Origin of the sequence: Mesorhizobium sp. B2-4-13 (assembly GCF_006658535.1) — a bacterium.
In the GTDB taxonomy this organism is placed as follows: domain Bacteria; phylum Pseudomonadota; class Alphaproteobacteria; order Rhizobiales; family Rhizobiaceae; genus Mesorhizobium; species Mesorhizobium australicum.
The window spans coordinates 778,012-797,643 of record NZ_VFVB01000001.1; the positions used below are offsets into that span (position 1 = coordinate 778,012).

Genomic DNA, 19,632 nt, shown 5'->3' on the forward strand with positions numbered 1-19,632 from the left:
GATTTTGCGTCGGTCCACGTGTGCGCTTGACACTGGCGCCGCCGGGAGGCTTGTCGGTGAACGAAGACTCCAGAGGCTTTCGCAGTTGCAGCATAGAACGTGAATGTGACGAAAGCTAAGGGAGAAATCGGCGCGCCTTGCGGCATCGATTGCATCGGTCGCCAGCCCTTGTGCAAGCTGTGCAGTGATATCGAGGAAGTCCATGAGCGGGAAAAGCATGCGTCTGGAAAACAAGGTCGCCATTATCACCGGTGCGGCATCGGGCTTCGGCGAAGGCATGGCCAAGCGCTTCGCGGAAGAGGGCGCCAGGGTCGTTGTCGCCGATCTCAACGCCAAGGGTGCGAAACGCGTCGCCGATGAGATCGGCGAGGCGGCAATCTGGACGCAGACCGACGTTTCGTTGCGCTCCGAGTTCGACGAGATGGTCTATGCCGCCAAAAGCGCCTTCGGCCGTGTCGACATCATGGTCAACAATGCCGGGTTCACCCATCGCAATGGCGACATGCTCAAGGTCGACGAGGAAACCTTCGACCTGATCACATCAGTCAACATGAAGGCGATCTATCACGCCGCCCTTGCGGTGGTACCGATCATGGAGCGGCAAGGTGGTGGTGTCATCCTGACCACGGCCTCCACCGCGGGCCTGCGGCCGCGGCCCGGCCTCACCTGGTACAATGCCTCGAAGGGTTGGGCGATCACCGCCACCAAGTCGATGGCGGTGGAACTCGCGCCCAGGAACATCCGCGTCAACTGCCTTTGCCCGGTCGCCGGTGAAACCGGCATGCTTGAAAAATTCATGGGCGCCGACACGCCCGAGATCCGCGAGGCATTCCGCGCCTCGATCCCGCTCGGGCGGCTGTCGACCCCGCTCGATATCGCCAACGCGGCTTTATGGCTGGCCTCGGACGAGGCCGCTTTCATAACCGGGGTCGCTCTGGAAGTCGATGGCGGGCGCTGCATCTGAACGCGGCGATCGTCGGATATTACGTGCCGGGCTTGACGTAGCTCTTGTACACCCAGCCATGCTTGCCGTTGTAGACGATCTCGCACCACTGCTTGCAGCCCATCAGTTGCACCGAGGTCCGGGCAGGGATCGTACCGATGGGGGTGGCCCCCTTCTTCGGAGCACTGCGCATGGTCACAGCCCTGAGAATACGGCCGTTGCCTGTCGCCGCCACCTTGCGCGGCTTCGCCTTGGCTGCGTTGTCCTCGCCTTGTGCATTCGCGGGTTTTTGGTCCGGTGCTTGCGGCTGCGTCTCCGGAATGGCGGCGGTCTGCGCGCCATCGGGATTGCTGCTATTGGCAGGCGGGCTCGGCGCGGCGACCTTGGCAAGCTCGTCGGTGGCATCGGTATCGGTAGACGATTGCGCGAATGCCGCCGCTGTTTTGTCAGGCGCCGGCTCGGGCTGCTTGGCTACCTGGCTGGGAGCCGCCGTTTGATCGGGATCAGTTGCCGCGGCAGCCTTCGGCTGCGCCCCTGTCCAGCGGGGATCATTGGCAGCAAGCGCTGGTATGTCCACCGCCGCCGCTGCCTTGGTCGGTGACACCTGGCTGGACTTGCGCTCCGCCTGCGGCGTCACGGCCGCCACCATCACCGTCGTCCCCGAGGAGGGAACTTTCGTCGTCTTCACCGGAATGGTCGGAATGCTCTGCTCGGGGCTGGCGGCTGCTTGCCTCTCGCCGGCCGGCAACGCCAGCCAGAGCGCCACTGCGGCAACGCCAAGCAGTGCCGCGGTGCCTATTGCCGCAATAACCAGGTGCGAGTTCGAACGGACTCCCTGCCAGAATGACGGGCGCATGTCATAGCCGAACTGCATGGCGAAGCGCCGACGTTCCGGAGCACCGAAACTGAAGGGCTCTCTCACTCTTGCCACCTCCATAAGCGGGCCGGTGTTCTTTCGATCAAATATCGCAAGTCACGCGTTCGATCAGCATCGGTCCCAAACGCGGGCGGGCCCGCAACAATCCCCGAACAATCGCCCAGATGCGGACCTTTCGCCCGCGATTGTGGCGTCAGTACGCCCTTAGCAAGGATTCTGCGCTTTTGCCGGCAATTCCGCAATGTGTCGCCCGGGCAACAAATATTACATGAATATTACAATATTACATGAGTTCGTGATCGCAGGGATAGCGGCGATCCAATCCCAGCCTAAGCACGTCGCGTTGGAAAAGGCCCCACGACGCACTTGGATCTTGTTTTGTGCATGTCGTTCTTCCCAAAGGTCACTTTGCGCGACGCATTAGATCCTGTCCCGCAGCGCAAACCAGTTGAGCGCAAGGAAAAGCAGCGGCGCCCGGAACCGGCGGCCGCCAGGAAATGGCGGGATTTTCAGGTCCTCGATCAGCTTCAGCCGGTCGCGGTTGCCGGTGATGGTTTCGGCATAGAGCTTGCCGAAGAAGTTCGACAGCATGACGCCGTGACCGGAATAGCCGCCGGCTGAGATCACATTCGGCATCACTTCACGCACGAACGGCTTCCTCGGCACGGTGATGCCGACATAGCCGCCCCAGCCATGGGTGATCTGGACATCGCTGAGCGCCGGATAGAGCTCCGCGATCTGACGGCGAATGTGGATGTGGATATCTTTGGGATCGTTGACGCCATAGACCTCGCGTCCGCCGAACAGCAGCCGTCCATCCCTGGATTTGCGGAAATAACGCACGACGAAGCGGGAATCGTCGACCGATTCGCCCCCCGGCAACACGTTCGAATCCGATCCCAGCGGCACGGTCGCGCCGATGAAGGATCCGATCGGCATGATGTGCGCGGCACTCACCGGCTCGAGCGTGCCGCCATAGGCGTTGACCGCGATCAGGCATTTTTGCGCCGAGATCGTCCCTCTCGGCGTGGAGACCCTGACCTTGCCGCCTGCCGAGACGATGCCGGTCGATGGCGTCCCTTCGAACAAGTGGGCGCCAGCTTGTGCCGCCGCCCGCGCCGTGCCGATCACCAGCTTCATCGGATGGATATGGCCGGTGCCGATATCGCGCGTGCCGCCGAAATAAGCGCTCGAGCCCAGCCGATCCGCCGTCTCCTTCGCATCCATGAAGGAGATGTGCGGGTATGAGAAGCGGCCGGCCATGATTTCGGCATGCGCCTTGTAGTCGTCGACATAGCGCGGCTTGTGCGCGACCGAGAGCTGGCCCGGCATGTAGTCGATATCGATCTGGTTGATGGCGGCGAAGTCGAGCAGATGCGCCTTCGCCTCTTCGGCGAGATCGAACAGCGCCCTAGCGCGGGACAGACCGTATTCGGCCTCCAGGTCCTCGGCCCAGGCACGCTGCCCGGTGCCGAGCTGGCCGCCATTGCGCCCCGAAGCGCCATCGCCAAAACGATTTGCTTCGATCAGGACAACGCTGGTACCGGCCTTGGCCAAATGTGTCGCTGCCGACAGGCCGGTAAACCCGCCGCCGATAATAACGACGTCGCAGGTCCGATCACCGTCGAGCGTTGGATATTCGGGCCGCGGCCCAGCCGTGTCCTCATACCAGGACCGGCCGGGGGAAATGGGGGATTGGTAGTTCATGATGAGCGAAGACTCGAGGGAGTTCGGGTAGTGAGTAGTGAGTAGTGAGTAGTCGCTACCAACTACTCACTACTCACTCACCATCACACATTCAGCAGCAGATATTCCCGCTCCCACGGACTGATCACTTCCATGAACGTTTCGAATTCCGCCCGCTTGATCGCCGCATAGGTGGCGGCGAAGGACTTGCCCAGCAATGCGCAGAGTTCCTCGTCGCCCTCAAACAGGTCGACGGCTTCGAGCAGGCTGCGCGGCAGGTCGATCTCGTGTGCGTTGGCGGTGGTCAGCACGGGAGGCTCGGCCTTTATCTTCCTGGTGATGCCAATCAGCCCGCAGGCAAGCGAAGCCGCCAGCGCCAGATAGGGATTGGCATCGGAGGACGGGATGCGGTTTTCAACGCGCCGCGCCGCAGGGTCGGAACGCGGCACGCGGAACGCCGTTGTGCGGTTGTCGTAACCCCATTTGTTGTTGACCGGGGCAGAGGCCGCCTGCGTCAGCCGCCGGTAGGAATTGACGTAGGGCGCGAACATAACCAGCGCATTCGGCACGTGTTTCTGCATGCCGCCGATGAAATGGAAGAAATCCTCGGTCTCCGAACCATCCTCGGCCGAAAAGATGTTCCTGCCCGTCTTCTTGTCGACAATCGACTGATGGATATGCATGGCGGAGCCCGGCTGGCCCTGAATCGGCTTGGCCATGAAGGTCGCGTAGATCTCATGCTTGAGCGCGGCTTCACGAATGGTGCGCTTGAACATGAACACCTGGTCGGCGAGCTCGATCGGATCGCCGTGGCGCAGATTGATCTCGAGCTGGCCGGCGCCCTCTTCGTGGATGAGCGTGTCGATCTCCAGGCCCTGGCTTTCGGAGAAATGGTAGATGTCGTCGATCAGTTCGTCGAACTCGTTGACGCCGGCGATCGAATAGCCGGCGCCGCCGCCGATCGCGCGCCCCGAGCGGCCGACAGGCGGGGTCAGGGGATAGTCCGGGTCCGGATTCTTGCGCACGAGGTAGAACTCGATTTCGGGTGCCACGACCGGCTTCAGCCCAAGCTTGTCATAGGCCGCCAGCACGCGCTTCAGCACATTGCGCGGCGTGAACTCGACCGAGCGGCCGTCCTGGTGGACGAGGTCGCAGATGACGGCGGCCGTTGGGTCTTCCTCCCAGGGCACCACGGTCAATGTCGACAGGTCCGGCATCAGCTTGAGGTCGCCGTCGTCTTCCGGATAGTGAAAGCCGTTACCGTCCTCCGGATAGCCGCCGGAAATCGTCGTCATGAAGACCGCCGAAGGCAGCGCCAGTGAGGTGTTGGAAGTGAATTTCTTCGACGGCATCATCTTGCCGCGCGCCACGCCGGCCTGATCAGGCGTGATGCATTCGATATCCTCGATGCCGCGCCATTCCAGCCAATCGCTGACTTCCTTCCAGTTCTTCACACCTCGCAGGTTTTTCACGAAGGCAGGCGTGCGCGCCCGTCCTCCGCGGCTCGACGGACGGACTTCCTTTTTTGCAGGCGGCATCATTCACCAGATTGGGTTGCGGATTTTCAAGTATAGCCGTGCCGTGCGACCGAAGGGAAGGGGAGCCGCCGCGGGCATTTGCCGTTGCGGGTTGAAAACCGGGTGCCGGTCGGCATAGGTTTGGCGTCTTCCCGCACTCGAGAAGCCGGCGATGAGATCCAGCAACGAACTGACCACGATCGGCTTCGACGCCGACGACACGCTTTGGCAGAACGAACGGTTCTTCCGCATGACGGAAAAGCGCTTTGCCGCCATGCTGGCCGATCATGGCGAGGGGGAGCAGATCTCGGCTCGACTGTTGGAAGCCGAGAGGCGCAATCTCGCGATCTACGGTTTCGGCATCAAGGGATTTACGCTCTCGATGATCGAGACGGCGATAGAGGTCACCGACGGGCGCGTGCCGGCTTCCGTCATATCGGAGATTCTCGACGCCGGCCGCGAGATGCTGGGCCATCCGATCGAGCCCTTGCCGCATGCACGCGAGACGGTCGAGAAGCTCGCCGGCACCTTCCGCCTCGTGCTGATCACCAAGGGCGATCTGTTCGATCAGGAGCGCAAGCTGGCCGGCTCCGGGCTGGGCGAGTTGTTCGACGCCGTCGAGATCGTCAGCGACAAGACCGCCGCGACCTATGCGCGCCTATTCGACCGCCATGGCGATGGCCCGGCAAGGAGCATGATGGTCGGCAATTCGCTGAAGTCGGACGTGGTGCCCGCCATCGAGGCCGGCGGCTGGGGTGTCCATGTGCCGCACGAATTGACTTGGGTGCTCGAACATGTCGAGGCGCCGGTCGCCGAGCCGCGGTTCCGCCAGATATCGGATCTCAGCCAATTGCCCGCGCTTGTCGAAAGCATCAGGAACAGAGTTTGATCGTAGACCTCCGGCTGCTTTTTTCGCGCAATTCTGGATGGAGAAACGGTTTTCGCCTTTTTGGACTCGTTTAGCGGCCGGTCAGGCGATCGATGACCGGTTGCAGCCGTTCGGGCGTGATCGGCTTGGCCACCACCGCGTCGACAACATGCGCCAGGCCCAGGCTCTCGGGCGTGCCATTCTTGGTTGAAAGCAGGATCACGGGAGGAAGTGCCTTGCCCGCGGCTCGCCGCAACGTGTCGATACTGGACATCAGCGTGTCGCAGTCTTTGTTGTCGGGGCCACCATCGAGGACAACCGCCCCGGGGATAAGCGAACGTAAGGTCTTCACCGCCATTTCAGGCGATTCCGAGATTGGTTTGAGCCCGGAACGCTCGACGATTTTAGACACCACGACGCGATTGATCGGCGACTTCCCGACAACAAGCACCCGCGAAGGATCTCGGATCGTCTCAATGTTTGAACCCCGGGTCACCCGATTCAGATGTTTTGTACTCTCCCCCTCGTCACTCACTAGGCACCCAAGTCGGCCAAGAATCTTGCCCCTATTTCAATGCAGAGTTGAATCTGCGGACAATTGGCGTGAGATCGCACCCTATGTCAAGTTGAAATAAAAGACTTCTGAAACCGTCTCCCACACAGTGGATTCAAGCAACAGTACTGTACTGCCCTGTCCATAGCTTGGTTGCGTGAAAATAAAATTCACCTACGCATACGCGGCGCGGGCAAATGGCCGGTTGTAGCGCTTCCGGGTCAGCCATGGCTTTGTTGTGTAACGATGACCGGGATCAGCAGGTCGCCCCAATTGCCGTCGCCGCCATGGTGCCTCGCGGAGCGCACGAGCTCCACCGAGACGCCCGCCTCGACCGCCTTCATCACCGATTGGTTGAGCCTGTGCAGGTCGTTGGCCAGCATGCGGATTGTCGCCTGCTGGTCGACGCTCATCGTGGTCGATTGCTCTTCGGCCCGTTCCTTGACGCGGCTTATCGATGCCATTGGTCTTCTCCTGTGTCTGAGGCCCTGTTGGGCGTTTCCTCTGTATTTCCTGGTCGCTATTCCGCGGCCGGCTTGAACTGCGCGTGCTCGGTCGATTCATGCATGGCCGTGGTCGACGACCGGCCGCCGGTGATCGCCATAGAGACCGCGTCGAAATAGCCGGTGCCGACCTCGCGCTGGTGCTTGGTCGCGGTATAGCCATTGGCTTCCGCCGCAAATTCCGCTTCCTGCAACTCGGAATAGGCCGCCATCTGCCGCGCCTTGTAGCCGCGGGCGAGTTCGAACATGCCGTAGTTGAGCTGGTGGAAGCCGGCCAGCGTGATGAATTGGAACTTGTAGCCCATGGCGCCCAGTTCCCTCTGGAACTTGGCGATTGTCGCGTCGTCGAGATTCTTCTTCCAGTTGAACGACGGCGAGCAATTGTAGGCGAGCAGCTTGCCTGGATGGTGCCTGCGCACCCCCTCGGCGAATTTCTTGGCCTGCGCCAGGTCGGGCTTCGAGGTCTCGCACCAGATCAGGTCGGCGTGCGGCGCATAGGCAATGGCCCGCGCGATGCAAGGCTCGATGCCGTTCCGGACCTGGTAGAAGCCTTCCACCGTGCGGCCGGCATCATAGTCGACGAAGGGCTGGTCGCGCTCATCGATATCGGAGGTCAGCAGCTTTGCAGCTTCCGCGTCCGTGCGTGCCACGACCAAGGTGGGCGTGGCCATCACGTCGGCCGCGAGCCGCGCCGCGTTGAGGTTGCGGATATGCGCCGCGGTCGGGATCAGCACCTTGCCGCCGAGATGGCCGCACTTCTTCTCCGACGCCAACTGGTCCTCGTAATGGACGCCAGCGGCACCGGCCTCGATGAACGCCTTCATGATCTCGAAGGCGTTGAGCGGACCGCCGAAGCCGGCTTCCGCGTCGGCAACGATCGGCGCGAACCAGGTCTCGACAGAAAGCCCCTTGCCTTCGGAGGTTTCGATCTGGTCGGCGCGCTGCAGCGTGCGGTTGATGCGCTTGACCAGTTCGGGCGCCGCATTGGCCGGATAGAGCGACTGGTCCGGATACATCGCCGAGGCGGTGTTTGCGTCGGCAGCGACCTGCCAGCCCGACAGGTAGATCGCCTTCAGCCCGGCGCGCACCTGCTGCATCGCCTGGTTGCCGGACATGGCGCCGAGCGCGTTGACGAAGTCCTCCTCGTGGATAAGCTTCCACAGCCGGTTGGCGCCCATTTCGGCAAGGCTCTGACGAATCTGCACCGAACCGCGCAGCCGCTTCACGTCCTCCGGCGAATAGGGACGTTCAATGCCGTCGAAGCGACCTTCAGGCGCCGAGGGGACGAGGTTGTAAAAATCAGTCATTGGTCACTCCGAAGATTTCTGCACAGCCAATTCTCGGGCCGCTTCTATGTGACTGAATTTACATTTTGGCGCCGCATGAGCTAGAAAAATCAGCAGAACCGAGTGGATATAACGGAAAATCTGTGTTGTGTTTGACAGCAAGGCACTGTAAATTTGTCAATCCTGTAAAGCGAAGAGAGGCGGGATGCAGCTGGCGGCGTGTAAACTCCTGTCAAGAATTGGCGATGGCTGACCAGAAGATTTTCGCTGGGCCGCGCATCCGCCGCATCCGTGGCGCCAAGGGCCTGACCCAGACGGCGATGGCCGAGGGACTCGGCATCTCGCCGTCCTACCTCAACCTGATCGAGCGCAACCAGCGGCCGCTGACGGTGCAATTGATCCTGAAGCTCGCCTCCGTCTACAAAGTCGATCCGCATGAGCTTCAGGGCGAGGCAAGGGGATCGGTCGCTGCCCTCAAGGAGGTGTTCACCGATCCGCTGCTGGTCGGCGAACTGCCGGGAGACCAGGAATTGATCGAGTTTGCCGAGGCGGCGCCCAACGCCTCCGCCGCGGTGATAAAACTGTTCCGCGCTTATCGCGAGCAAGCCGAGCGGCTGTCCGATCTCAACGAGCTTCTGGCCCGCGAGGGCCGGGCGACCGCCCTCTCTGGCGCCCGCCTGCCGATCGACGAGGTGCGCGAGATTTTCGAGCGGCGACCGAACCATTTCGCCTCGCTCGAGGAAGAGGCCGAGGCGTTCACGTCGGTGCTCGATCCCGGCGACGACCTGCTTGGCGCCTTGAAGGCATGGCTGAAGCGCGAATACGGCATCGTGGTCAAGGTTCTCCCGGTCGCCACCATGCCGAACTGGCGCCGCCGCTACGACCGCCACTCGCAGCGCCTGTTCCTGTCCGAGCGTCTGTCGCCGTTCGACCAGTTGCGTGAAGTCGCGATGGAGGCCTGCCTGATCCGCATGTCGGTTGCGGTCGCCAGTGAGATCCAGGCACTGAGGCTGACCACGGACGAGGCGCGCCGCCTTGCCCGCTTCGAACTCGGCCGCTACGCCGCCCATGCGCTGATGATGCCCTATCTGCCCTTTCACGCGGCGGCCGTTCGCTCACGCTACGACATTGATGTCCTGCGCTCGCGCTTCGGCGTTTCCTTCGAGCAGACGGCAAACCGGCTGACCATGCTGCAGCGGCCAGGTGCTTCCGGCGTGCCCTTCTTCATGCTGGAGATCGACAATGCGGGAAACCGCTTCCGCAAGGCCGGCAGCCAGGGCTTTCCGCAAAGCCGCTTCGGCGGGGGCTGTGCCAAGCTTCCCGTGCATGTCGCCTTCACTCAGCCGGGCCAGATATTCGTCGAGGCGGTGGAAATGCCCGACGGCGCCGAGTTCCTGTGCATCGCCCGCACGCTGGAGGGGCCGCAAGGCGCGTTCTCCGAACGACCGCGCCGCACGGCACTGCTGCTCGGCTGCGACATCGGCTTTCGCGACGAGATCGTCTATGGCGCGGTGCTGCCTGGCGCGGCGACCGGCGCGAAGATGGGGGCGGGCACCGTCGCGGCGACGCCTGTCGGCCCCGCCTGCCGGCTTTGCGAGCGCGCCGGCTGCCTGGCGCGCGCCGAGCCGCCGGTGACGCGACCGCTCGGCCTCGACGAGATGGTCACCGGCTTGAGTGCCTTCGACTTCCAGTAACGGCGCAGCAACGGTGCCACAATCGTCGCCGGTCTCTGGATCACTCGCGCCCAAAGTCTTTGCGTTACGCGAACACGGCAGTTTTTTGTCGTCTCTTGCGCATCGTCCCGTCAACAAAAGCTCGACAGTCGCGCCCATGACAGACACAGCATCATCGGACCTTGTTGCGTCGACCGGCCTCGCTACGTCGACAGTCTCGCCGCGCGGGGAACGCGTCGGCATGCTCCTGGTGTTCCTGTCGGCACTGATGTGGAGTTTCGGCGGCACCATCGCCCGGTTCATCACGGTCGGCGACAGCTGGACCGTGATATTCTGGCGCTCCGCGTGGGCTGCCGTCTTCCTGCTTTGCTTCATGGTCTGGCGTGACGGCTGGCGCGGCATGCTGAAATCATTCCGCGACATGGGCCTGCCAGGCATTGCGGTGGGGTTCTGCTTCGCCATTGCGTCGACCTCGTTCGTGGTGGCGCTTGCCTATACGACCGTCGCCAATATTCTTTTGATGCAAGCCGGCGTGCCGCTTCTGGCGGCCCTGTTTGCCTGGGCGCTGTTCCGCGAAAAGGTAACCGTCGCGACCTGGATGGCGATCGTCGCCGTCCTCGCCGGCGTCGCCATCATGGTGTCTGAATCTGTTGATGGCGCCGTCTCGCCCATAGGCGATGGACTGGCGCTGCTGATCGCGTTCATGTTCTCGATCGCCACCGTCATCACCCGGCGCTTCTCCAGCGTGCGCATGACGCCGGCGACCTGTCTCGGCACGATCCTGGCGGCGGGCTTCGCTGCCTCGCAGGCCTCGACCTTCGCGGTGTCGGCCGGCGACATGGGCTTTCTCCTCGTCTTCGGCGTGGTCAATCTCGGCCTTGGTCTTGCTTTCTTCGCCACTGGCGCGCGCTTGATCCCGGCGGCTATCGCGGCACTGCTCGGCACGTTCGAGCCGATCCTGGGGCCGATATGGGTCTGGCTCATCCATTCCGAGGTGCCGTCCGGGCGCACCATCGTCGGCGGCGCGGTGGTGGTCACGGCGCTGCTTGTCCATATCGGGCTCGAATTCAAGCGTCAGGCGCGGCCGCAGCGGGCTGGGGTCACCGGGGTGCCTTCGCCTAATTGATGCGGGCGCCGAAGCTTTGCCCATTGACAATGTCGCTGCCACCCGGGCAGGCTGGGAACACGGCAACAACAAGACAGGCGTATCTTGCCAAGTCTCCCCGGCGGCCCGATCGAGACCGGACCACATTCTAGTATCTCTGACCGCACGGCGGCGAAAGCTTCTGACGGCATCGCAATTCCTTCCCGCCCCGACCGTGCGGGCGGCCGTCGGCGGCGTGCCGAATGGCGGCCGTCGACCTCTGGAAAGCTCAACAGTCTAAAGCAAATGCCCGGCCGCGCGAGCATGTCGCGACGCGCCGGCTATGGAACACTCACCAAAGGAGAATAGCATGATCCGCAAAGCACTCTGGCTTTCGGCAACCTCGGTATTTCTGGCGCTTTTGACGCCCGCCGGTCACGCCGCGGACCGCGTCGTCAACGTCTTCAACTGGTCAGATTACATCGACAGTTCAATCATCGATGATTTCACCAAGAAAACTGGCATCAAGGTCGTTTACGATACGTTCGATTCCAACGAGATCCTCGAAACCAAGCTGCTCGCCGGCGGCAGCGGCTACGACGTCGTCGTGCCGAGCGGGAATTTCCTGGCCCGCCAGATCCAGGCCGGTGTGTTCCAGAAACTCGACAAGTCGAAGCTGCCGAACCTCTCCAACATGTGGGACACGGTTACGGAGCGCACCGCCAAATACGATCCCGGCAACGAATACTCGGTCAATTACATGTGGGGCACGGTCGGCATCGGCTACAACACCAAGAAAGTGCAGGCAGCGCTCGGCACCGACAAGATCGACAGCTGGGATACCTTCTTCAACCCCGATAGCCTGGCCAAATTGAAGGATTGCGGCGTCTATGTGCTGGATTCTCCATCCGACATCCTGCCGGCGGCGCTGAAGTACCTCGGTCTCGACCCCAACAGCACGTCGCCCGACGATATCGCCAAGGCCGAGGAAGCTCTTCTCAAGGTCCGTCCCTATATCAGGAAGTTCCACTCGTCCGAATACATCAACGCACTTGCCAATGGCGATATCTGCCTGGCGGTCGGCTGGTCGGGTGACGTGTTCCAGGCTCGCAACCGCGCGGTCGAGGCCAAGCAAGGCGTGGAAATAGGCTATTCCGTGCCGAAGGAAGGCGCCCAGATGTGGTTCGATCAGATGGCGATCCCCGCCGACGCGCCGCACGTCGCCGAGGCGCTTGAATTCATCAACTACATGATGACGCCGGAAGTGATCGCCAAGTCGTCGAACTATGTCCTTTATGCCAACGGCAACAAGGCATCGCAGCAATTCGTGGACAAGGCGCTGCTCGACGATCCGTCGGTCTATCCGGACGCCGCGACCTTGCAGAAGCTCTATACTACCCAGCCTTATGATCCCAAGACCCAGCGCATCGTCACGCGCAGCTGGACCAAGATCGTCACCGGCCAGTAGGCAATCCGACGCGACCCCGGCAGCCACTGCCGGGGTCGATTTCTTTTGGGGAATAAAAAGCACGGAGTGGGGATATGAAATCGCTTGGCAGCATCCGCAGGGACTTCGCGCCATGGAACGACCCGAACGCCAAGCCATATATCCAGTTCGACAATGTCACCAAGAAGTTTGGTGACTTTACCGCCGTCAACAATCTGTCGCTGACCATTTTCGAGCGTGAATTCTTCGCTCTGCTTGGCGCATCGGGTTGCGGAAAGTCGACGCTGCTCAGGATGCTTGCCGGCTTCGAGGAGCCGACGGCCGGGCGCATCCTGCTCGACGGCCAGGATCTGCGCGGCATTCCGCCCTATCGCCGGCCGGTCAACATGATGTTCCAGTCCTATGCCTTGTTCCCGCATATGACCGTCGAGAAGAACATCGCCTTCGGTCTCAAACAGGAAGGCATGCCGAAGCCGGATATCGAAAAACGCGTCGCCGACATGCTGAAGCTGGTCAAGCTCGAGCAGTTCGCCAAGCGCAAGCCGCACCAGCTTTCCGGCGGCCAGCGCCAGCGCGTCGCGCTTGCCCGCTCGGTAGCCAAGCGACCGAAGGTGCTGCTGCTCGACGAGCCGCTCGGCGCGCTCGACAAGAAACTGCGCGAGGAAACTCAGTTCGAACTGATGGATCTGCAGCAGGAGCTTGGTCTCACCTTCGTCGTCGTCACCCATGATCAGGAAGAGGCGATGACGATGGCCGATCGCATCGCCATCATGGATAAGGGCGAGGTGATGCAGGTGGCGACGCCGCCGGAAGTCTATGAAGCCCCGACCTCGCGCTTCGTCGCCCATTTCGTCGGCAACGTGAACATGTTCGAGGGCAAGGTTGCCGAACAGGCGGCCAACACGACGCGCATTACAGGCCCTAGCGGAGCTCAGATCGTCGTCGAGAACGGTGGCGCGGCTGCGAAGGCCAATGCGGATATCGTCTTCGCCGTCAGGCCGGAGAAGATCAGGGTCTCGTCTAAGAAGCCGGCCGATGCCGTCAACGCGCTGGAAGGTGAGGTTTACGACATCGCCTATCTCGGCGACATGACTGTCTATCACGTCAGGCTGGACGACGGGCAGATCGTGCGGGCAAGCGCCTTGAATGCGGCCCGTGTGACCGAGGATCCACTGACCTGGAACGACCGTGCCTGGGTGTCTTTCCGGCCCGACGCCGGCGTCGTGCTGGCACGGTAGGGGACGGTCATGTCCAACATCGCCGTTACCGATGCCGCCGCGCCACCGACCGCCGCCAATCCGTTCCTGACGCGGCTCGGTGCCGGCTTCGTCAGCCGGCTCGTCATCATCGTTCCCTATCTCTGGCTGCTGTTCTTCTTTCTTGTCCCCTTTGTCATCGTCTTCAAGATCTCGTTGTCGCAGACGGCTATCGCCATGCCACCCTATACGCCGGTGCTCGATTTCAGGGACGGCGTTTCCGGTTTCTTCGCCGGCTTTCGCGACCTCAACTTCGACAATTATGTCTGGCTGACGCAGGACGCACTCTATTTCAAGGCCTATCTCACCAGCGTGGTCATCGCTGCCATCTCGACGGTGCTGACCCTGCTGGTTGGCTATCCCATCGCCTATGGCATGGCCCGCGCTCCGGCGACAATCCGCCCGACATTGCTGATGCTGGTCATCCTGCCGTTCTGGACGTCGTTCCTGATCCGCGTCTATGCCTGGATCGGCATCCTCAAGCCCGAGGGCCTGCTCAACCAGCTGCTGTTGTCGTTGCACATCATCAACCAGCCGCTGGTGATCCTCAACACCTACACGGCCATCTTCATCGGCATCGTCTATTCCTACCTGCCGTTCATGGTGCTGCCGCTTTATTCGTCGCTGGAAAAAATGGACTATTCGCTGATCGAGGCAGCCAAGGACCTCGGCTGCCCGCCGACGTCAGCCTTCTGGAAGATCACTTTTCCGCTGTCGCTGCCCGGCGTCATAGCCGGCTGCCTGCTGGTGTTCATCCCGGCCGTCGGCGAGTTCGTCATCCCCGATTTGCTCGGCGGCTCGCAGACGCTGATGATCGGCAAGACGCTGTGGAACGAGTTTTTCGCCAATCGTGACTGGCCGGTGTCGTCGGCCGTTGCCGTCATCCTGCTGCTGCTGCTGATCGTACCGATCGTGTTGTTCCAGCATGCCCAGGCCCGCGCGCAGGAGCAGGACAAATGAACACCACCTGGAGCCGCTTCAACATCACCTCGATCACGCTCGGTTTTGCCTTTCTCTATTTGCCGATCGTGCTGCTCGTCGTCTTTTCCTTCAACGAGTCCAAGCTCGTCACCGTCTGGGGCGGCTTTTCCACCAAATGGTACGTATCGCTGTTCCACAATCAGGGCCTGATGGACGCCGCATGGGTGACCATCCGCGTCGGTCTGATTTCAGCGACCGTGGCGACCGTTCTCGGCACAATGGGGGCCCTGGCGCTGACCCGCTACACACGCTTCCGGGGCAGGGTCCTGTTCTCCGGCATGATCTTCGCGCCATTGGTCATGCCTGACGTCATTACCGGCCTGTCGCTGCTCCTGCTGTTTGTCGCCATCGGCATGGATCGCGGCATGACGACCGTGATCCTCGCGCATATCACCTTCACGATGTGCTTTGTCGCTGTTGTCGTGCAGTCGCGGCTTGTCAGCTTCGATCGCTCGCTGGAAGAAGCCGCCATGGATCTTGGCGCGCCACCTGTGAAGACCTTTTTCCAGATCACCCTGCCAGTCATTCTGCCGGCGATCGTGTCCGGCTGGATGCTGGCCTTCACGCTGTCACTGGACGACCTGGTCATCGCCAGCTTTGCTTCGGGCCCTGGCGCCACCACGCTGCCGATGAAGATCTACAGCCAGGTCCGCCTCGGTGTGACGCCGGAGATCAATGCCGCCTGCACCCTTCTGATCGCGATCGTCACGGTTGGTGTCATCATCGCTTCCGTCGCCAATAAGCGGCGCGAGGTGCAGCGGCAGCTTGACGAGCGGGCCGCGCAACGCGGTTAGAAGCGTTTCAACTGAGGGCCGGGCCTTATTCGCCCGAAACGCCGCGGCTGATGGGTGAAATGAACGGCGTGCTCCAGGTTCCGCCGACGAAAAACGACGACTGGTTGGGCCCCTGCTGGCCGCTCTTCTGCGTTGCTGGCTGATCCGGCTGGATGACACCGCCCGACAGCGCCAGTCCGCGTCCTGCGTAGGATGCGATGCCGGAAAGCCAGATCTTGTATTTCGCCGAATTGGCCTCGGCCTTGTCCAGTCTGGCCACGCCTCGCGAAATGGTTGCCTTCACTTCGGCGCCATCGATGGGCAGCGTCCCGTCCGAGACATCGTCGAGCGCGAAGAAGCCGCCTTGTTCGGTATGCTTGAGAAAGGCCGGCAGGTTGAACTTGCTGAGCGCGCCAGGGCCAAAGGTCGCCGAGACAGAGCCGTCGGCGTTCTCAAAAACCGAATCCCAGGTCCTTCCTGGTCCCTTGAGGATGACCGAGACGGTGCCCGTGCCGACCGGCACCAGCCGGGTCATCCCGGCCGCGGTGCCGAACGCCCCGCCATCGACATCGGAGGCCAGCAGCCGGATCTCGACCTGGGTGCCCTCGGGCTTGCGGTCGAAACGAAGGCTAGTCTGGATGTTGCCGCCGAAGGCGGAGGCGTCGGATATGTCGAAGACGGAAAGGCCATCCTTGACCTGCGCGGTGGCCGCGACATCGGCAAGCTGGATGCTCCCTGCGGTCGCATGCGCCGCCGACAGCCTGAGATCGAGGTTGACCCGGTCGGCGAAACTCGTGTCGATCTGACCTGGTTCGCCGCTGCTCGCCGGTCCCAGCGACGTGAAGGCGGATAGAAACGACCTGAGGTCGAGCGTGTCGAAGGCAAGTGTGCCCGAGATCACCGGCTGTGCCTCGCCAAGCGACACGTCCAGCGCACCCATGCCCGGATTGTTGTCCAGCGCCAGCGCCGTGTTCTCGAACTTGACGCGTCCGGCCGATGCCGTGACCTTGCTGGAAATGCTGACCGAGCCGATCGCGGCGCTCGGCGCGATGCCGGCCTGCGACCATTCCAGTACGCGGCGCAGCGAAGGTGCCGCGAATTTTACCTGGCCGTCGAAATAGGCGTTTTCGGACATGCTGGCCGTGCCGTCGAAGGAAAAGGTGGCCGGCGCCGCCTTGAAGGACAGGGTCAGCGGCGCCATGCCCCCGGCAAACAGCACCAGCGGCCTCGGCGAGGCGGCGTCCACGGTCACGCTTTCGCCACGCCAGATCCCGGTCGCGGACAGTGTCGCATTGCTGTTCATCGCCGCCCAGTTGGCCTGGCCGCTAAGACTGCTCAGGATCTCTTCATCCTTGCCGTTGACGGACGCCACCATGCGGCCGTCCCTGAACTCCACAGTGCCGAACGTGTCGGCCGGCAGCTTGTCGAGGTCGGGCTTGGCGGGGTCGGCGTTGACCAGGCCACGGGCCGCATCGATGGAGCGCGCGATGCGCCCGCCGGTCGGCGCCGTGGGCAGGAACAGACCGTCCGCCGTGCGCTGGACCCGGATCGTCGGCCGCACCAGCCGTGCCGTGGAAAACACCACATCGCCCTGCAATGCCGCCATGGCCGAGAGGTCGACCTCGACCCGTTCGGCTTCGACGACCGGCGGCGCATCGCCGTCGGTCCATTTTGACAGCGTCACATCTGTCAGGATCGCGCGGAAATTCGGCCAGACCTCGATTCGTGGCGACCCCTCGATGGCAACCCGGAAGCCACTCCAGGCGCTCAATTCCCACGCGATGCGGTCACGCACGATCCGCGTCGAGGCGATCAGCGGCAGGGCCGCGACCACCAGAGCGATGACGATCGCAGCAGCGCCGATCGCCCATACTCCGCGGCGGATCAAGGATGATGGCATATAGCCCCGTATGCTTCCATTCCGACAAAAACGAGCGTCCGACGGGTATAACCCCTGTCGTCACTACGACTTAGGGCCGACGCATTTCAAGTCTTTATGGCCCGGCGATGGCATTTGCGCACACCTGACCGCATCGACCCAACAAAATCTTGCTCTGCCGCGCAGCGATATGCATAAGCGATGGCGACCGTGGGAGGATCGATCATGGCTGGCGAACTACCGCTCTGGACCCCGACGCAAGACCAGATTGATGCCTCGTCATTGACCGCTTTCATGAAGGCCGCGGCAGCGAGTACCGGCAGTCCATTCTCGTCCTATGCCGACCTCCACCTCTGGTCGGTCGAGAACCGGGAGGCGTTCTGGGGTCTCGTCTGGGATTTCTGCGGTCTTGAAGGCGACAAGGGTGAACGACTGCTGCTCGACGGCGAGAAGATGCCCGGCGCCACTTTCTTTCCGGACGCGTCTTTGAATTTCGCCGAAAACCTTCTGAAAAAGACCGGCGCTGGCGAGGCCATCGTCTTTCGCGGCGAGGACAAGGTCGAGAGGCGGCTGTCGTGGAATGAACTGCATGGCCTGGTCTCGCGCCTGCAGCAGCTTTTCCTGTCGCTCAAGGTGAAGAAGGGTGACCGTATAGCGGCGATGATGCCCAACATGCCCGAAGCCGTCGCCGCCATGCTGGCGGCGGCCTCCATCGGGGCGGTGTGGTCATCCTGTTCTCCCGATTTCGGCGAGCAGGGCGTGCTCGATCGGTTCGGCCAGATCGAGCCAGTCATCTTCATCGCGCCGGACGGCTATTGGTATAATGGCAAGGCGATCGAGGTCGCCGACAAGATCAAGGCGGTCGCGGCCAGGCTCGGCGGCGTCCGCAAAGTCCTGCTCGTCGACTATCTCGGCACCTCCGCCGACGTGGCTGATACCATCGACAAGGCGGTGGCGATGGAAGAGGCCCTGTCGCCCTTTGCCGTCAGGCCCGTCACCTTCGAGCGGCTGCCGTTTTCGCATCCGCTCTACATCCTGTTTTCGTCCGGTACCACCGGCGTTCCCAAATGCATCGTCCATTCGGCCGGCGGCACGCTCATTCAGCATGTCAAGGAACACCGGTTGCATGCCGGCCTCGGCGATGGCGACCGCTTCTTCTATTTCACCACCTGCGGCTGGATGATGTGGAACTGGCTGGTTTCGGGCCTCGCTTCCGGCGCCACGTTGCTGCTCTACGACGGTTCTCCCTTCTATCCCGACGGCAATGTGCTGTTCGATTTCGCCGACACCGAGAAGATGACCTTTTTCGGCACCTCGGCCAAGTTCATCGATTCCGTGCGCAAGGCCGGCCTCAAGCCGATCCGCAGCCATGATCTGTCGACGATACGCGCCATATCCTCCACCGGATCGCCGCTTTCGCCCGAGGATTTCCGCTTCGTCTATGATGGCATCAAGAAGGACGTGCACCTTGCCTCGGTGTCCGGCGGCACCGATATCGTCTCGTGCTTCGTGCTCGGCGTGCCGACCCAGCCAGTCTGGACCGGCGAGATCCAGGGGCCGGGCCTCGGCCTCGCCGTCGACGTCTGGGACGATGACGGCAAGCCGGTCCGGCAGGAGAAGGGAGAGCTGGTGTGCACCAGGGCTTTCCCGTCCATGCCGATCGGCTTCTGGAACGATCCCGACGGCAGGAAATACCAGGCGGCCTATTTCGAGCGTTTCGACAATGTCTGGTGCCATGGCGATTTCGCCGAATGGACCGATCATGGCGGCATGGTCATCCATGGCCGCTCCGACGCGACGCTCAACCCCGGCGGTGTGCGCATCGGCACGGCCGAGATCTACAACCAGGTCGAGCAGATGCCGGAAATCCTCGAAGCGCTGTGCATCGGCCAGGATTTCGACAATGATGTGCGCGTCGTGCTGTTCGTGCGGCTTGCCGCCGGCGTCAAGCTCGACGACGATCTCGAAAAGCGCATCCGGGCCAAGATCCGCAGCGGCGCCAGCCCACGCCATGTTCCGGCCAGGATCGTCGCCGTCTCCGACATCCCCCGCACCAAGTCGGGCAAGATCACCGAGCTTGCGGTGCGCGACGTGGTCCACGGCCGCGCCATCAAGAACAAGGAAGCGCTGGCCAACCCGGAAGCGCTGGAACTGTTCCGCGACTTGCCGCAGCTCGCGCAGTGAACGCGACCGGCATGGTTAACGAAATATGTCGCACGAATTTACCTAGATTTCACGAGTGGTACACATTCGTAAATTTTTTGGCGACCCGGTAAGGACTTGTTAAGGCCCGGCGTCGATAGTCG

General features: G+C 62.2%; 16 protein-coding genes. 9 read left to right on the forward strand and 7 right to left on the reverse strand.

Annotated features, from left to right (window positions below):
• Window positions 1-217 precede the first annotated feature (217 nt).
• Window positions 218-964 (forward strand): SDR family oxidoreductase, encoded by a 747-nt coding sequence (locus FJ936_RS03730; protein ID WP_041163342.1) that lies wholly within the window; start codon window positions 218-220, stop codon window positions 962-964.
• Window positions 965-983: 19 nt separating this feature from the next.
• Here the strand turns inward: FJ936_RS03730 and FJ936_RS03735 are convergent, their stop codons facing one another.
• The 3 genes from FJ936_RS03735 to FJ936_RS03745 all read right to left on the reverse strand — a co-directional run bounded on the left by FJ936_RS03735 (window position 984) and on the right by FJ936_RS03745 (window position 5,047).
• The gene (locus FJ936_RS03735) at window positions 984-1,865 is read right to left on the reverse strand and encodes an SH3 domain-containing protein (RefSeq protein ID WP_181171283.1); all 882 of its coding nucleotides are present in this window, start codon (window positions 1,863-1,865) and stop codon (window positions 984-986) included.
• 375 nt (window positions 1,866-2,240) lie between these two features.
• Window positions 2,241-3,527 carry an FAD-binding oxidoreductase gene (locus tag FJ936_RS03740; RefSeq protein ID WP_141906109.1) on the reverse strand — a complete coding sequence of 429 codons (1,287 nt, stop codon included), beginning with the start codon at window positions 3,525-3,527 and terminating at the stop codon, window positions 2,241-2,243.
• An 83-nt stretch (window positions 3,528-3,610) separates the two neighbouring features.
• A complete protein-coding gene (locus tag FJ936_RS03745; RefSeq protein WP_015316305.1) occupies window positions 3,611-5,047 on the reverse strand; it encodes a glutamine synthetase family protein in 1,437 nt (478 codons plus the stop codon).
• A 148-nt stretch (window positions 5,048-5,195) separates the two neighbouring features.
• Here FJ936_RS03745 and FJ936_RS03750 point away from each other — a divergent pair, with 148 nt between their 5' ends.
• Window positions 5,196-5,912, forward strand: coding sequence for an HAD family hydrolase (locus FJ936_RS03750; RefSeq protein ID WP_140614657.1), 717 nt, complete (start codon window positions 5,196-5,198; stop codon window positions 5,910-5,912).
• Window positions 5,913-5,982: 70 nt separating this feature from the next.
• On the opposite strand, the gene FJ936_RS03755 is transcribed toward FJ936_RS03750, so the two are convergent.
• From FJ936_RS03755 to aceA, 3 genes are all read right to left on the reverse strand, one after another.
• Complete coding sequence (locus FJ936_RS03755) at window positions 5,983-6,396, reverse strand: response regulator (protein WP_167331149.1); 414 nt, start codon at window positions 6,394-6,396, stop codon at window positions 5,983-5,985.
• Window positions 6,397-6,665: 269 nt separating this feature from the next.
• Window positions 6,666-6,908 (reverse strand): hypothetical protein, encoded by a 243-nt coding sequence (locus FJ936_RS03760; RefSeq protein ID WP_006202762.1) that lies wholly within the window; start codon window positions 6,906-6,908, stop codon window positions 6,666-6,668.
• A 56-nt stretch (window positions 6,909-6,964) separates the two neighbouring features.
• Entirely contained in the window at window positions 6,965-8,254 is a 1,290-nt protein-coding gene (aceA, locus tag FJ936_RS03765; RefSeq protein ID WP_023772829.1) for an isocitrate lyase, read from the reverse strand.
• Between the two features lie 224 nt (window positions 8,255-8,478).
• Here aceA and FJ936_RS03770 point away from each other — a divergent pair, with 224 nt between their 5' ends.
• The 6 genes from FJ936_RS03770 to FJ936_RS03795 all read left to right on the forward strand — a co-directional run bounded on the left by FJ936_RS03770 (window position 8,479) and on the right by FJ936_RS03795 (window position 15,468).
• Window positions 8,479-9,927, forward strand: coding sequence for a helix-turn-helix domain-containing protein (locus tag FJ936_RS03770; RefSeq protein ID WP_141906110.1), 1,449 nt, complete (start codon window positions 8,479-8,481; stop codon window positions 9,925-9,927).
• Between the two features lie 136 nt (window positions 9,928-10,063).
• Window positions 10,064-11,032, forward strand: a complete 969-nt coding sequence (locus FJ936_RS03775) for a DMT family transporter (RefSeq protein ID WP_141906111.1) — start codon at window positions 10,064-10,066, stop codon at window positions 11,030-11,032.
• Between the two features lie 328 nt (window positions 11,033-11,360).
• Window positions 11,361-12,458 (forward strand): polyamine ABC transporter substrate-binding protein, encoded by a 1,098-nt coding sequence (locus FJ936_RS03780; RefSeq protein WP_023772832.1) that lies wholly within the window; start codon window positions 11,361-11,363, stop codon window positions 12,456-12,458.
• A gap of 74 nt (window positions 12,459-12,532) precedes the next feature.
• A complete protein-coding gene (locus FJ936_RS03785; RefSeq protein ID WP_015316313.1) occupies window positions 12,533-13,675 on the forward strand; it encodes an ABC transporter ATP-binding protein in 1,143 nt (380 codons plus the stop codon).
• Between the two features lie 9 nt (window positions 13,676-13,684).
• Complete coding sequence (locus FJ936_RS03790; RefSeq protein WP_015316314.1) at window positions 13,685-14,653, forward strand: ABC transporter permease subunit; 969 nt, start codon at window positions 13,685-13,687, stop codon at window positions 14,651-14,653.
• Window positions 14,650-15,468, forward strand: coding sequence for an ABC transporter permease subunit (locus FJ936_RS03795; RefSeq protein ID WP_015316315.1), 819 nt, complete (start codon window positions 14,650-14,652; stop codon window positions 15,466-15,468). The genes FJ936_RS03790 and FJ936_RS03795 overlap by 4 nt, the downstream gene beginning before the upstream one ends.
• Window positions 15,469-15,493: 25 nt before the next feature.
• Here the strand turns inward: FJ936_RS03795 and FJ936_RS03800 are convergent, their stop codons facing one another.
• Window positions 15,494-17,347, reverse strand: a complete 1,854-nt coding sequence (locus FJ936_RS03800; RefSeq protein ID WP_140614648.1) for an AsmA family protein — start codon at window positions 17,345-17,347, stop codon at window positions 15,494-15,496.
• A gap of 204 nt (window positions 17,348-17,551) precedes the next feature.
• On the opposite strand from FJ936_RS03800, the gene FJ936_RS03805 reads away from it, so the two are divergent.
• Complete coding sequence (locus FJ936_RS03805; RefSeq protein ID WP_141906112.1) at window positions 17,552-19,510, forward strand: acetoacetate--CoA ligase; 1,959 nt, start codon at window positions 17,552-17,554, stop codon at window positions 19,508-19,510.
• Window positions 19,511-19,632: the final 122 nt, after the last annotated feature.